The organism is Sulfurospirillum sp. MES (genome assembly GCF_000789415.1).
Taxonomy (GTDB): domain Bacteria; phylum Campylobacterota; class Campylobacteria; order Campylobacterales; family Sulfurospirillaceae; genus Sulfurospirillum; species Sulfurospirillum cavolei.
The window spans coordinates 53,090-67,021 of the sequence record NZ_JSEC01000002.1 but is presented as its reverse complement, the minus strand read 5'-3'; the positions used below and the strand labels follow the sequence as shown (position 1 = coordinate 67,021).

At 43.1% G+C, this 13,932-nt stretch carries 13 protein-coding genes; 7 read left to right on the top strand and 6 right to left on the bottom strand.

The features are described from left to right. The first annotated feature begins 164 nt into the window (after positions 1-164). The 5 genes from OA34_RS03920 (at position 165) to OA34_RS13495 (ending at position 5,741) form a co-directional block, all read left to right on the top strand. On the top strand, positions 165-905 hold the full coding sequence (locus OA34_RS03920) for a hypothetical protein (RefSeq protein ID WP_039672665.1): 741 nt from the start codon (positions 165-167) through the stop codon (positions 903-905). Positions 906-1,250: 345 nt separating this feature from the next. Beyond that, entirely contained in the window at positions 1,251-2,054 is an 804-nt protein-coding gene (locus OA34_RS03915; protein ID WP_039672663.1) for an HrcA family transcriptional regulator, read from the top strand. A gap of 3 nt (positions 2,055-2,057) precedes the next feature. Then, positions 2,058-2,627 carry a nucleotide exchange factor GrpE gene (grpE, locus tag OA34_RS03910; RefSeq protein WP_039672660.1) on the top strand — a complete coding sequence of 190 codons (570 nt, stop codon included), beginning with the start codon at positions 2,058-2,060 and terminating at the stop codon, positions 2,625-2,627. A gap of 52 nt (positions 2,628-2,679) precedes the next feature. Further along, positions 2,680-4,560 carry a molecular chaperone DnaK gene (gene dnaK, locus OA34_RS03905; RefSeq protein WP_039672659.1) on the top strand — a complete coding sequence of 627 codons (1,881 nt, stop codon included), beginning with the start codon at positions 2,680-2,682 and terminating at the stop codon, positions 4,558-4,560. Between the two features lie 149 nt (positions 4,561-4,709). Continuing rightward, on the top strand, positions 4,710-5,741 hold the full coding sequence (locus OA34_RS13495) for an HD-GYP domain-containing protein (protein WP_286682832.1): 1,032 nt from the start codon (positions 4,710-4,712) through the stop codon (positions 5,739-5,741). Positions 5,742-5,744: 3 nt separating this feature from the next. Here the strand turns inward: OA34_RS13495 and ppk2 are convergent, their stop codons facing one another. Next, positions 5,745-6,632, bottom strand: coding sequence for a polyphosphate kinase 2 (ppk2, locus tag OA34_RS03895; RefSeq protein ID WP_286682831.1), 888 nt, complete (start codon positions 6,630-6,632; stop codon positions 5,745-5,747). A gap of 102 nt (positions 6,633-6,734) precedes the next feature. On the opposite strand from ppk2, the gene dsbD reads away from it, so the two are divergent. Beyond that, the gene (dsbD, locus tag OA34_RS03890; RefSeq protein ID WP_039672658.1) at positions 6,735-8,474 is read left to right on the top strand and encodes a protein-disulfide reductase DsbD; all 1,740 of its coding nucleotides are present in this window, start codon (positions 6,735-6,737) and stop codon (positions 8,472-8,474) included. Continuing rightward, positions 8,475-8,765, top strand: coding sequence for a hypothetical protein (locus OA34_RS03885; RefSeq protein ID WP_039672655.1), 291 nt, complete (start codon positions 8,475-8,477; stop codon positions 8,763-8,765). Here OA34_RS03885 and kdsB read toward each other — a convergent pair. Genes kdsB through OA34_RS03860 form a run of 5 tightly spaced genes read right to left on the bottom strand, consistent with a single transcriptional unit; the run spans position 8,752 to position 13,925 of the window. Then, complete coding sequence (gene kdsB / locus OA34_RS03880) at positions 8,752-9,462, bottom strand: 3-deoxy-manno-octulosonate cytidylyltransferase (RefSeq protein WP_039672653.1); 711 nt, start codon at positions 9,460-9,462, stop codon at positions 8,752-8,754. The two genes, OA34_RS03885 and kdsB, sit on opposite strands and share 14 nt — an antisense overlap. Next, entirely contained in the window at positions 9,459-10,955 is a 1,497-nt protein-coding gene (gene thrC / locus OA34_RS03875; RefSeq protein ID WP_039672652.1) for a threonine synthase, read from the bottom strand. The genes kdsB and thrC overlap by 4 nt, the downstream gene beginning before the upstream one ends. Positions 10,956-10,971: 16 nt before the next feature. After that, a complete protein-coding gene (argB, locus tag OA34_RS03870) occupies positions 10,972-11,823 on the bottom strand; it encodes an acetylglutamate kinase (protein WP_039672651.1) in 852 nt (283 codons plus the stop codon). A gap of 37 nt (positions 11,824-11,860) precedes the next feature. Next, on the bottom strand, positions 11,861-12,799 hold the full coding sequence (locus tag OA34_RS03865; protein WP_039673248.1) for a tetraacyldisaccharide 4'-kinase: 939 nt from the start codon (positions 12,797-12,799) through the stop codon (positions 11,861-11,863). Then, on the bottom strand, positions 12,792-13,925 hold the full coding sequence (locus tag OA34_RS03860; RefSeq protein ID WP_039672648.1) for a DegT/DnrJ/EryC1/StrS family aminotransferase: 1,134 nt from the start codon (positions 13,923-13,925) through the stop codon (positions 12,792-12,794). Before OA34_RS03860 ends, OA34_RS03865 begins: the two co-directional genes overlap by 8 nt. Positions 13,926-13,932: the final 7 nt, after the last annotated feature.

Below are 13,932 nucleotides of genomic sequence, written 5' to 3'. Positions count from 1 at the left end.
TTTTAACTTTTTTACATGTAAATCTTTTTCAATGCAAAAAGCTTTACATGTAAAGAATCAAATGGTGGCGTAAGTCGGGTTAGAGAACTGAAATAAGGAGTGGCAATGAAAGAAAATCAATGGTTACAAGGGCTAGTGAAATCTTTACATGTAAAGGAGGAAAAATGAAAAGGTTACTACTAATAAGTGGGCTTTTGATGGTAAATACGCTGTTGCAAGCTGATAGTTACTTACTTGTAATGAGCAAAGATGACAAATTGTGTCAAAACATCACCACGATGTTCAATGAAGATCTTTTTAAACACAAAGAAGTGCGTTTGAAAGACCATAAAGAGTTTAATGCGGTAGTGTGGGATAAAGAGTTTGAGTTTTTTGACTATCCTAATGATAAACGCATTACAAAACCAAGGTGTGATAATGAGCAATCTTTGGGATGTAAAAATGCTATTTTTGATATAAACAATGACGGCAAAGATGAGCTTGTAGCCTATCTGGATGAACGTTTATATGGAACGGCTAGTTATAATCAAATCAGTTACGCACCACAAGAAGAGAATGGTTCTTTAAAGTTCAAGTACAGACAAAGCACTATTGTAGGTGATGAACACTATAAAGAATTTCCAGTACAAAGAGTTGCCAAAGATGGTTTCAAATTTTATATCACTTCCAGTTCATTTGTTTTACTCCGTCCGTTTAAAGTTGCCGATACCTTTTACATTGCGACATTTTTCAATACGTATGGAAGAAATAATTGGGATGCTTATGAATATAACAGTAAAAACCTGAACGATAACAATATGGTCTCCATTAGCAAATATGACGCAAACAATGAACAGCATGATCTCTGCTATATGATGCGTGTGTTTACTAGTCCAACCTTCACTAAAACAAAAAAGGCTAAATAATGGCACTTTGATCGACTTGGGATAGGGTTATGATGTCTTTCAAAACAGTGACACTCTGAAATCCGATTTAAAAAATCTGGCGTCTTCTGTACGTAGTGATTTGAGTGATGAACAAGCCATTCAAGCAGTCAAAGATCTCATTGACAGCCATAAAGTTTTGGTTAATAAAACTTAGCAGTTTCAAGCAGGCGGAGGCATCGATACGCCTAAAGCTTTAATGATTGAGCTACGCCTGATCTCACTAACGCGTTTTCTAACATGTCAGTCTTAAACGGTATTACTTGACAATACTTGACTCAATGTTGTATAATTACATCAGCAATTAAATAACAAGAGTGCTAAAAAATGAAAAAACCTTCGAAGCAAGCGTTGATTTTAGAATCGATTATTCAAGCTTATTTGAAGTCGAAAATGCCTATCGGCTCATCCGAACTTCAAATGAAGATGACGTTAGGGATTTCGCCTTCAACGATTCGCATCTATTTTAAAAAGCTTTCCGAAGAAGGATCGTTAGTTCAGCTCCATGTCAGTAGTGGGCGCGTACCGACACACCGAGCATTGCAAGGGTATTGGCAAGAGCGTATCGACACGTCGCTTCCCGTCGAAATTAAAAATATCGAGAAGTTGAGACGTTCCACGAACGAACATCAGCTTTTTTGCGTCGTCGAAAGAAGTTCAGAAGCTATTTTTAAAGAGATCGTTGCCGTTCAGGATCGCTTTTTGATTTTAGTCTTTGACGCACACGAGGTTGCATTAAAATACAATACGAAAGTGGAGCAGTTTCTTCAACGCCTTATCGGCTGTACGATGCGCGAACTCAAAGATATTTCCGTACAGGTAGGGCTTTACGAGCTACATGAAAAGCTTTCGATGATTTTTCAGCAATCTCCGCTTCTTCGAGAAGGCGAAAAAGAGATGTATGCGATTGCGCAAGAATTTCAAACCGATGCGTTTATAGAGCGTTTTAGACGATTGCATTTTCTAGAATCGATTGAAGACGGTTTGTATTTTGACGGATTTATTCCGTTTGGATGCATGGCGGTAAAACAAAAGGTTCAATTAAAAGACCAAAATGCGATGGCCGACATGTTGTGTTTCGGTCGCATCGAGAGTGATTTTGAAGATTTTTTCAATCAAGTAAAGGAGTAAAACGTGAATGAACCGTTAAACGAAGAGCAACAGCGGCAAGAAGCTGCTCCCGAGGAAGTGACGCAAGACGTTTGCGCGGAAGCGGTATGCGATGCGCAGCCGTGTTCGGAAAACAATGAAGTCGAACAATTAAAAACCAAGCTTGCCGAGCTTGAAGATAAATATTTACGAGCCAATGCCGACTTCGATAATATCAAACGTCGTTTGGAAAAAGAGAAAATGCAGGCGATCTCTTATGCCCATGAAGTCTTTGCAAGAGACCTACTTCCCGTAATCGATGCGTTAGAGATGGCTCTCGTAGCCGGTAAAAATACCGAAATCGATAGTACGGAACTTTTAGGAAAAGTGAAAGAAGGGTTGGAACTAACGATTGAGCAGTTCCGAAAAGCTTTTGAAAAACACGGAATCGAACTGGTCGAAAGTGAAGGCGGTTTTGATCCGAACGTTCATGAAGCGGTGATGCAACTTGAGAGTGAAGAGAAGCAAAGCGGGGAGATTTTACAAGTCTTTCAAAAAGGCTATAAAATCAAGGATAGAATTTTACGACCGGCAATGGTCAGTATCGCCAAATAAAGCAATCTTGCGTTTATCGGCATTTATATTAAAATTAAATAAAGGATAAAAAATGGGAAAAGTAATCGGTATAGATTTGGGAACGACCAATTCATGCGTTTCCGTGTATGAAAGAGGAGAGAGTAAAGTTATTCCTAACAAAGAAGGAAAAAATACGACCCCTTCGGTTGTTGCCTTTACGGACAAAGAAGAGGTTTTAGTCGGAGATACGGCAAAACGCCAAGCGGTAACGAATCCTAAGCGCACCATCTATTCTATCAAAAGAATTATGGGTTTGATGAGCAACGAAGAAAAAGCCGGTGAAGCGAAAAAACGTCTTCCTTACGCGGTTGTCGACCGAAACGGTGCATGTGCGATTGAAATCGACGGCAAAGTGTACACTCCACAAGAAATTAGCGCCAAAGTCTTGATGAAACTTAAAGAAGATGCAGAGGGCTTTTTGGGCGAGAGCGTGACCGATGCGGTTATTACCGTTCCGGCATATTTTAACGATAGCCAAAGAAAAGCGACGAAAGAAGCCGGTACGATTGCCGGATTGAACGTGTTGCGTATTATTAACGAGCCGACGGCAGCAGCGTTAGCTTACGGTTTGGATAAAAAAGAAGCGGAAAAAATCGTTGTTTACGACCTCGGCGGCGGAACGTTCGACGTTACCGTACTGGAAACGGGCGATAACGTCGTTGAAGTATTGGCAACGGGCGGAGATGCCTTCTTGGGCGGCGACGACTTTGATAACCGTCTTATCGACTGGTTAGTCGGTGAATTTAAAAGCGAAAACGGTATCGATTTAAAAGCGGACGTGATGGCACTTCAACGTCTCAAAGAAGCGGCTGAAAATGCAAAAAAAGAGCTTTCGTCTTCCATGGAGACCGAGGTCAATTTACCGTTTATCACGGCCGATGCAACCGGTCCAAAACACTTGGTTAAAAAGCTTACGCGTGCAAAATTTGAATCGATGATTGAAGATTTGGTAGCATTGACGATCAAGAAAATCAAAGAAGTCGTCAATGATTCCGATCTTAAAAAAGGCGAAATTAAAGAAATCGTTATGGTCGGCGGATCAACGCGTGTACCTTTAGTCCAACAAAAAGTGAAAGAGTTCTTCGAAAAAGAGCTCAACAAATCCGTAAATCCGGATGAAGTCGTTGCGATCGGTGCGGCTATCCAAGGCGCGGTTATTAAAGGCGACGTCAAAGATATTCTTCTACTCGATGTTACGCCTCTAAGCCTCGGTATCGAAACGTTGGGCGGCGTTATGACGAAATTGATTGAAAAAGGTACGACGATTCCGGTTAAAAAGTCGCAAGTCTTCTCGACCGCGGAAGATAATCAACCTGCCGTTACGATTCACGCACTTCAAGGCGAGCGTGAATTTGCACGCGATAATAAATCGCTCGGTCAATTTAACCTTGAGAGCATTCCACCGGCACCCCGCGGCGTACCGCAAATCGAAGTCTCTTTTGACATCGATGCCAACGGTATTTTAACCGTTTCTGCGAAAGATAAAGCGACGGGTAAAGCTCAAGAGATTAAAATTTCCGGCAGTTCGGGACTCGATGACGCCGAAATCGAAAGAATGGTTAAAGATGCAGAATTGCATAAAGAAGAGGACAAAAAACGTAAAGAAGCGGTTGACGCACGTAATCAAGCCGATGCATTAGCGCATCAAACCGAAAAATCTTTAGGCGAGATGGGCGATGCGATTAGTGCCGAAGATAAGACGAAAATCGAAGCAGAGCTTAAAGCTCTTAAAGAGGTTCTCGCGAATGAAAGTGCGACCAAAGAGCAAATCGACGCTAAAGTGAAATCATTAAGCGAAGCCAGCCATAAACTAGCCGAAGCGATGTATAAAAAAGAGCAAGGCGGAGCCGCCGGAGGCGAACAGCCTAAAGCTAAAAAAGACGACGACGTCATCGACGCCGAAGTCGAATAAACTTCTTTTTCTTTTCGGTATCCAAGCCTTTTAACGCTTGGATACCTCTTTTCCTTTTCCTGACTTTCTTTAATTATTAGAAATATAAGTTTTAAACAAAAATATATAATTCTCTTTATATAATCGTCTTGTATATTCAAGGTTGTATTATGAGCAAAATCATTAAACTCTTTTTGAAACAAGGCTTTACCCCCGTAGATACTAGGGTCTTTAAACTAGGCTCCGTCCTCCCTTTTGATTGTTATATTCAGAGGTTTAACGGCTTTTTTATCGTTCTTGAAAGCGGTACGTTTTTGAATGAGTCGACGTATCGTAAACTGGTACAAAAAAACCTCCAAATTTTTGTTCAAACACGAAAATACGAAGATTATAAAACGTATGTACAGCGTTTTTCTCCTCAAATCGGTGAGAGGCATACGTCTTACGAAACACAGGAATTAGAGGAAGTTTTAGCGCAATGCTATGATATGAAGTCTCTTTTAAAGCAATCGCAATCATTGCACGATAAATTAAAGATTATCTATACGTATTCTAAGTACCTTTTAAATGCTTGGTTGCAATCCAAGCAGCGTGAACTCGTTCCCGTGGATGCGGTATCTTTTTTAATGGAAGAATTCGTTTTTGTCGCCAATAGTGAGCATTTAACGCTTTCAAAGTTCAATGATTTTTTGGATGAAGAAGACGATTTGGCGGCACATTTAGTCAAAGTCGCTTTTTTCGCCGCCATGATAGGAAGTCATATCAATTTGGATTTTAGCGATCAAAAGAAGTTGCTGATTGCCGCCATTTTGCATGATGTCGGTAAGACGGAATTGGATGAAGACCTGCTACACAAATCGGATTTCTTATCGGAATTTGAGTATAAGCTTATACAACGACATGCAGAGGCGAGTGCTCAAATGGTTCGTCAAAGCGGACTGAAAGATCGCGTGATTTTAAATGCCATTAAAGATCATCATGAGCGTTTGGACGGTAGCGGGTATCCTAAAGGCGCGAAGGAAGATCGTATCAGTATGTTCGGAAAAATTCTTGCGGTATGCGATATGTTCGATGCTATGATTACGATTAAACCGTATCGAGGTGCGTACAGTACGTATAATGCACTCAAGCTTATGCGCCTAGAGGCGCGAGACAAGCTTGAGATGCGTTATGTGAATCTTTTGGTTAAAGATTTAAAATAGGATTTATCCGTTGAGATGAGAGAGGTTTTCGTTCGGTAAGCTTTTTTCCATAATCTCAATTTCTTCTTTACCGGTTCGTACGACGTTTGGATCAAGTGTTAGATGCTTTTTCTTAATTTTATCGGGATAATCGACGTTTTGTAAGATGTGGCGAATCGTATTGAGTCTGGCTTTGCGTTTATCGTCGGATAAAATAATCGTCCACGGACAACGCGGATTGTTGGATGCTAAAAGCATGGAATATTTGGCGACCGTGTATTCGTCCCAAAGTTCTTGCGATTTTTCATCGACGGGAGAGAGTTTAAATTGTTTAAGCGGATCGGTTTTGCGTTCTCTAAAACGTTTGGCTTGTTCTTCTTTTCCGACCGAAAAATAGAATTTGAATAAAATAATGCCCGAATTGACCAACATGGTTTCAAATTTTGGGACTTCGCGTAAAAACTCTTTGTGTTCTTCTTGGGTACAAAAACCCATCACCGGTTCAACGCCGGCGCGATTGTACCATGAACGGTCAAACAAAACGATTTCTCCGGCAGAGGGTAGGTGTTGGGTATAACGTTGGAAGTACCATTGCGAACGTTCCGTATCTGAGGGCTTGGAAAGTGCGACGATACGCGCGCCTCGCGGGTTAAGATGTTCGGTAATGCGCTTAATCGTTCCACCCTTGCCAGCTGCATCGCGTCCTTCGACGAGAATCAGAACTTTTAAGCCTTTATCTTTCACATGGTTTTGAAATTTCAGCAGTTCGACTTGGAGTTTTGTAAGCTCTTTCTCATATTTTAGCTCGCTTTTTTTGACCCAAATTTGAACTTTGTCATCATGTTTTTCTTCTTTTGAAGCAAGAATCTCTTCATTTTGAAAGGCGATTTTTGTTTTCTTTTTCTTTCCCATTCCTCTTCCTTTTAGCCCTTGAATGCCTTTAAATCGTTGTAATTTAAAAAATATTTAGGCTTATTCGCTACAATAAATCATTCTTTTTTTAAAGGTAACATTGTGAAACGTATTGTAAGCTCTTTTTGCTTAGTTTTTTTCTTAGCGATTTCGTTATTCGCGATCGAAAAACCTAAAATTTTAACTCCCGAAGAAGCGTTTAACGTAACGACTGCTCGCGATGCTCAAGGTATTCGTATCGCTTTTACGATTGCTCAGGGCGTTTATTTATACGACGATAAGATCAAAATAGAGCTTTTAACGCCAAAAAGTCGCGATATTACCTCTTCTTTAACGCGCCCGCCGGCCGAATCGTTTCACGAATATCAAACCCAACGTCGCTCTTTTGAGATGTTGATTCCGGAACCTCTTCTTGCATCGCAAGCTTCCGCGTTTGAGCTTAAGGTTTCATACCAAGGGTGTGCGGAGATGGGCATTTGTTATCAGCCTCAAGTTAAACAGTTTAGATTCGACCAACAAGCTGCTTCTAAAACTTCCCTTTCGGAGCAAGACGCGATTGCGATGCGTTTAGCGGAAGGCAATTACGGTTGGATTCTTTTGAGCTTTTTCGGTTTTGGATTGCTTTTATCGCTTACGCCGTGCGTTTTCCCGATGATTCCGATCCTCTCGTCCATCATCGTCTCTCAGCCGAGTGTGGCGATGGGTGCAAAAAAAGGGTTCGTTTTATCGTTGGTATACGTTCTTTCAATGGCATCGGCGTATACGATCGCGGGAATTTTAGCGGCACTTTTTGGGGCCAATTTACAAGCTTCGTTGCAAAATCCATGGGTGATTAGCGTGTTTAGCGCGATGTTCGTCGTATTGGCGTTATCGATGTTCGGTTTCTTTGAAATTAAGATGCCAAGCCGCATTCAAAATAGACTCAGTAAAACGTCCGACGAAGCACAATCGCAAGGAATAGCGGGTATCGCGGTTATGGGGTTTGTGTCGGCGTTGATCGTCGGCCCGTGCGTTGCGGCTCCTTTGGCGGGCGCTTTGATTTATATCGGGCAATCGGGAGACGTCCTTTTGGGCGGAACGGCTTTGTTTGTTATGAGCTTGGGTATGGGCGTTCCGCTTTTGGCAATCGGAACGACGGCAGGGCGCTACATGCCGCGTCCGGGCGCATGGATGCAAAACGTAACGGCTTTTTTCGGCGTGACGCTTTTGGGCGTAGCCGTTTGGATGCTTTCTCGTATCCTTCCTTCGTTTGTGACGATGGGCTTGTGGATGCTTTTATGCCTTCTCTCCGCGCTCTTTTTCGGTGCAATCGAACCGCTTGCGAACACTGTGAGCGGATGGAAAAGACTTATCAAAGGATTTTGGTTTATCGTTTTGCTCTACGGGATTGCTTTATTTGTAGGGCTTTTAAGCGGTGCTAGCAATCCGCTTTCTCCGTTTGAACGCTTGACGTTGAAAGAAAATACGCTTCATACCGCCTCTTCGTCAGACGCTTCCATGTTACATGTCAAAACGTTAGAGGAGTTAAACGCGTTCATTGCCAAAGCGCAAAAACCCGTTATGGTCGATTTTTATGCCGATTGGTGTGTGAATTGCGTCGAGTTTGAGCGTTTTACGTTCCAAGACGCTCGCGTTCAAGAGAAGCTCAAAACGATGGAGCGGGTGAAAATCGACGTAACGAACAACAGCGATGAAGATAAAAAGCTCCAAAAAGCGTTCGGTATTTTCGGACCTCCGGCAATTTTATTTTTTAAAAATGCCCAAGAAATAAGCGAACTGCGCCTTGTCGGTTATAAAAACGCCGACGAATTTTTAACACATATCGAGAAAGTAGGGCACTAAATGAAAGTGATTTTAGTCGTTGACGTCGAGGGCTTAAACGATCAAGTCGTTTTTGAAAAGCATTTGAAAAAAGAGGGTTTTACGCCTATTAGCGGGGAGTCGTTCGCATATGAGGGCGATACGACGACGCATTTGTTTAGTACGCGAGCGTTTATCATGGAAGTCGTGGGTAAAGCTTTGGATAAATCAGGATTTTTAGAGTGCCGTATCATGTTTCAAGTCGGAGAAAATCCGATGGAGACATACCGCTTCGATACCTCTTCCCAAGAGTTTGTGCTTACGAACGGTTAAAAAAGCGCAATGCGCGCTCTAAATCTTCGGGGGTGTCGATACCGAAGCTTTGACTGTGCACTTTGACCATGGCAATTTTATAGCCGTGGTATAGGGCGCGTAGTTGTTCCAGTTTTTCGATATGTTCGATAGGTGCATAAGGAAGCGTACAAAAAGTTTCCAATGCTTCTTTACGAAAGGCATAAATCCCTAAATGCCCGAAATAACCCTCGAAACCGCCTTCACGATCATAAGGAATCGCACTTCTGGAAAAATAGATCGCTTGATCGTCGGCATCTAAAATGACCTTGACGAGATTGGGGTCTTTGACATGTGAAAGATCGATCGGTTTGCATGCGCTGGTAATCAATGCTTTGGTTTGTTCGGCACGTTGGATCACGTGTTGAACGACGCTTTCCTCGATAAACGGCTCATCTGCTTGCACGTTCACGATGATTTCGTCGGAAGGAAGGCTGAGTTTGGATGCGGCTTCGTTAATGCGATCCGTTCCGCTTTGATGCTCTTTTGAAGTTAAAATCGCCTTGAATCCGTAAGATTGGGCTAATGCCACAACTTCTGCCGTATCGGCGGCAATCGCAACATCGTCGAGATGTTCTACGCGCTTAGCGGTTGCAATCACCATCGGAATACCGTCAATTGGAGCTAAAATCTTACCGGGAAAGCGCGTCGATGCAAAACGCGCTGGGATGATAATCACTGTGTATCCTTTTGACATGTAGCGTTTAAGAAATCAAAAATCTCTTCTTCGATGCGATCTTTTTCAACGACGCGATCGTGAATGATCGTTTCGTTAAAGAGCTTTTGAATGCAAGGCGGAATCGTGACATGTAAGGTTTGAGCGATGCCTTCCAATGCCTCTTTATCGCTGTATTTGAGCGTATCGCGTCGAAGAGCGTTAAGCATTGTGGGTGCAAATTTCGTCCATTCGGCAGTCGAGCAAAGAACGCATGTAAGCGGTTTGGCTTTAAGCGTTTGATAGGCTTTGAGGCACGTTGCCGTATGCGGATCGAGTACATAGCCTTTATCGGCATAATGACGGATTTGCTCTTTACCGAAATCGTCGTCGCAATACACTGCCGCAAAATCTTCTTGTAAAGCTAAAAGCTCTTGATGGTTTAGCGTATAGACTTTGTTTTCTTTGAGCGACTCCATCAGCTCTTTGGTACGCGTAGCTCCGAACTTATCGAATAAAACGCGCTCGACGTTGGAGGAGATCAAAATATCCATCGCCGGAGAAGTGGTTTGCAACAAGCTTCGATGACGCAAGTCGTAAACACCCGTCGTAATCAGGTCGGTTAAAATATTGTTGATATTGGAAGCGATCAGAATTTTTTCAATCGGCAATCCCATTTTTTTGGCATAGTAAGCTCCCAACGCGTTTCCGAAATTCCCGCTTGGAATAATCGTATAAAAAGGTTCTCCTAGCGTTGCTTTACGTTGTTTCAGTAACGCGATATAGGCGTAAATATGGTAAACGATCTGAAAGATAATGCGCCCGAAATTAACCGAATTGGCGGCACTGAGTTTCATCTGTTTTGCATGCAGAGCTTCTTTGAACGTAGGCGAAGCTAGCAGTGTTTTAAGTGCGTTTTGTGCATCGTCGAAGTTGCCGTGAATGCCGATGACTTTAAGGTTGCGACTTTTTTGCGTCGTCATTTGAAGACGTTGTACGTCGCTTGTTCCGCCGCTTGGATAAAGGCATGCGACGTGAATATTCGCTTTATCGGCAAAGGTATCTAATGTCGCAGGTCCCGTATCGCCGCTGGTCGCCGCTAAGATAAGGTACTGTTCGTTTCGCTGTTGCGCAAGATGGGAGAGAATATAACCGAAAGGTTGCAATGCCATGTCTTTAAAGGCACGCGTCGGTCCGTGGTAGAGCTCGTTCACGAAAAGGTCGTTTTCGATTTGCACAAGCGGTGTAGGTTCTTTTGCATCGTCAAACGTATCGTAAAGCGCGAGTGCTTCTTGAATCACTTTTTCTTCGATATCGATTTGAAAAAGCCGTAAAATATCGAACGTAATCTCTTTGTAGCTTTTATGAACGGCTTTTTCTAAAAAATCGGCATCGATTTTAGGGAGTGTTTCGGGTACGTAAAGTCCGCCGAAGCTTGCGCTCGGATTTAAAATGGCAAACGAAAACGGGACGTTTTGAGGTTTAATGCCGTCGTTTCCGCGAGTTTCGATAAACATGGAATTCCTTTAGCTCTTATTCTTTAATGATGGTGCCGATACCGTCTTTGGTAAAAAGCTCTAATAAAATCGAGTGTTCGATGCGTCCGTCGATGATATGTGCACATTCGACGCCCGCACGAACGGTTTCCAAGCACGCATCAAGTTTGGGAATCATTCCTCCGCTGATCGTGCCGTCTTTTTTGAGTTCTTTGATTTTGGCTTTATCTAAAACGGAAATCAGATTGCCTTCTTTATCGAGAACGCCCGGAGTATCGGTTAAGAAGATGATTTTTTTGGCTTTGAGCGCCACGGCGATCTTACTGGCGGCAAGATCGGCGTTAATGTTGTATCCGGGATGTTCGGGCGTATCGCCTGCGGCAATCGGTGCGATGACGGGAATAAATTTCTCTTCCATCAACTTTTTGATAACTTTTTTATTGATATGCGTAATATCGCCGACCAAACCGTAGCGTCCTTCGCTTAAGGGTTTTGCGCGCATAAAATTGGCGTCTTTTCCCGTGATGCCGATGGCTTTTGCGCCGTTATGGTTCAAAAGCGTCGTAATCTCTTTATTGATGCTACCGCTTAAAACCATTTCGACGACTTCCATGACATGTTCGTCTGTGACGCGAAGGCCGTCGACGAAACTGCTTTGTACGTCGAGTTTATCCAAAAGCGCATTGATTTTTTTGCCGCCGCCGTGAACAATGATAGGTTTAATGCCGACAAGGTAAAGCAGCACCAAGTCTTTGGCAAATTTTTCTTTGAGTTCGGGGTTGATTTGCGCCGCACCGCCGTATTTGATCACGATGGTTTTTTTATTAAAAAGTTTAATATAAGGAAGCGCGTCCATTAAGATTTGTGCTTGATGAATTTTATGTTGCACGTTCGTATCCTTTGGGGACAATTTCAGAGGAATTATTTTAGCGTTTAGGAGCTAAAAGTGCGTTGATTTTTGTCAGCGTTTCGGGGAAGATGTCGATGTCGAGTTTTAAAATAGAAAGCGGCAGATCAAACGTTGCCATTTTAACGGCGTCTTTTTGCGTCGTGAGTATCGAAGTCGCTTGATGCTCGTACATCAGCGTTTCAAGCTCTTTTTCCGTGTACATGTAATGATCGGGAAAGGCGACTTTGCCGATCACGTTATCGGGAAGATAAGCGTCTAAACGGCTCGGTTTGGAAATGGCGGTAACCAGTAGCATTTTGCGCGTCGGCGCAACGACCTCGACGCGACGGAAAAAATCAACGCCTTCGGTAATAATCAGATCGGCTTTTTGGTATAAAAAGCGAGGTTCTCGATACGGACCGCTCGGAAGGCAAAATGAATTGACCGGCTCGGGATTGGGTTTCATTAAAATATCGATTTTAGCGATATGGCTTTTGGAAAAACCGTCGTCCAAAAAGATGAGTTTTGCCCCTTTTTTCTTGGCAAGACGAATTGCATCGACGCGGTCTTCGCTGACGATGACGGTAGCTTCGGGCAAGGCTTTGGCGTACAACATCGCTTCATCGCCGCTTGCCATCGCATCGCACATCATTTGTCCGCGATCGCTGACGACCAGCATACCGTGCGATTTTCTTCCGTATCCTCTCAAAATGACGGCAACGTTGTCATACTGTTGCGCCAGCGTGATGCAAAAAGGCGTTTTCCCGTTACCTCCGAGGGTTAAATTACCGACGCTGACAATCGGAATTCCAAAGCTCAGCCGTTTCTTTTTCCCTCGGTAACGTTTAAAAAGGGTGATCGCACAATAAAGAAAGCTGATCGGTAAAAGAGCATACGAAAGAAGCTTGTGACTCAACGTATGAGGGTAAAAGAGATACTCTTCTACCCATAAAACGAATTTAGGGTTTTTAAACACGGTTTTTTGCAATTTCTTTGATCTGTTCGCACACGTGTAAAACCTCTTTATCGCTGAGGCTCGAATAAATCGGCAAAGAGAGAATTTGCTGATAGTTGCTGAGAGCTTTTGGAAAATCGTTAACCCGTAAGTTGTATTTGTGTTTGTAGTAGCTTAAAAGGTGTAGGGGAATAAAATGAAGTCCCGTGTAAATACCTTTATCTTTCAATTCACGAGCAAAATTATCGCGATTCTTATCGATTTTAATGATGTATTGCGTGTAAACATGATCGCGCTTTTTGATCGGAGTGCTGACGTGCGGGCACGAAGCGAGTTCACGGTTGTAAATATCGGCGATTTCCATTCTTCGTTCGATAAAATCGTCGTTTTTTTCCAATTGTCCGATCGCAAAAGCGGCATTAAGCTCGTTGAGATCGTATTTGAGTCCGATATCGACGACGTCGTACACGTAACCGATGTTGCCGAATTTATCCCAGCCTTCGCTGACGATCGCATGGTTACGCAAAAGACGTGCGCGACGGCTTAACTCTTCGTCTTTGGTCGTCATAATGCCTGCGCTGGAGACGGAGTAATTGGATTGCGGATTGAAGCGAAAAACGGTAATATCGGCTTCAAGCGAGCCTATTTTTTTCTTCTCGTACGTTGCACCGAGTGCCGCGGTTGCATCTTCGACGATTTTAATGTCGTAATGGCGCGCCAATTCGTAAATGCGATTCATATCGGCAGGTTGCCCCGCGATATGGCTGATAAACGCACCTTTGAGTTTTTTAGCTTTGTTGTTTTTAAGAACGCTTTCGAGCTGATCGACATCGATGTTAAAATCGTCTTTGTCGATATCGACAAAAATCGGCTCGGCGTCAAAATGACGTACGACTTCGGCTACGGAAGGAAAAGCGTTTACCGAACAGATGATTTTATCGCCGCGTTTGAGATCCAACGCGCACATCGCAAGATGCATTGCCGCCGTACCGTTTACGGTTGAAATCGCATCGCCGCAATCGATGTACTTGATAAATTCTTTCTCAAGCGTTTCGACTTTATTGGCTTTTTCCAAATCTAAGACTTCGTTGATTAAGGAACGCTCGCGTTGATCGATGTAAGGCTTGTAAAACGGTATTTCTTTCATAATAGTC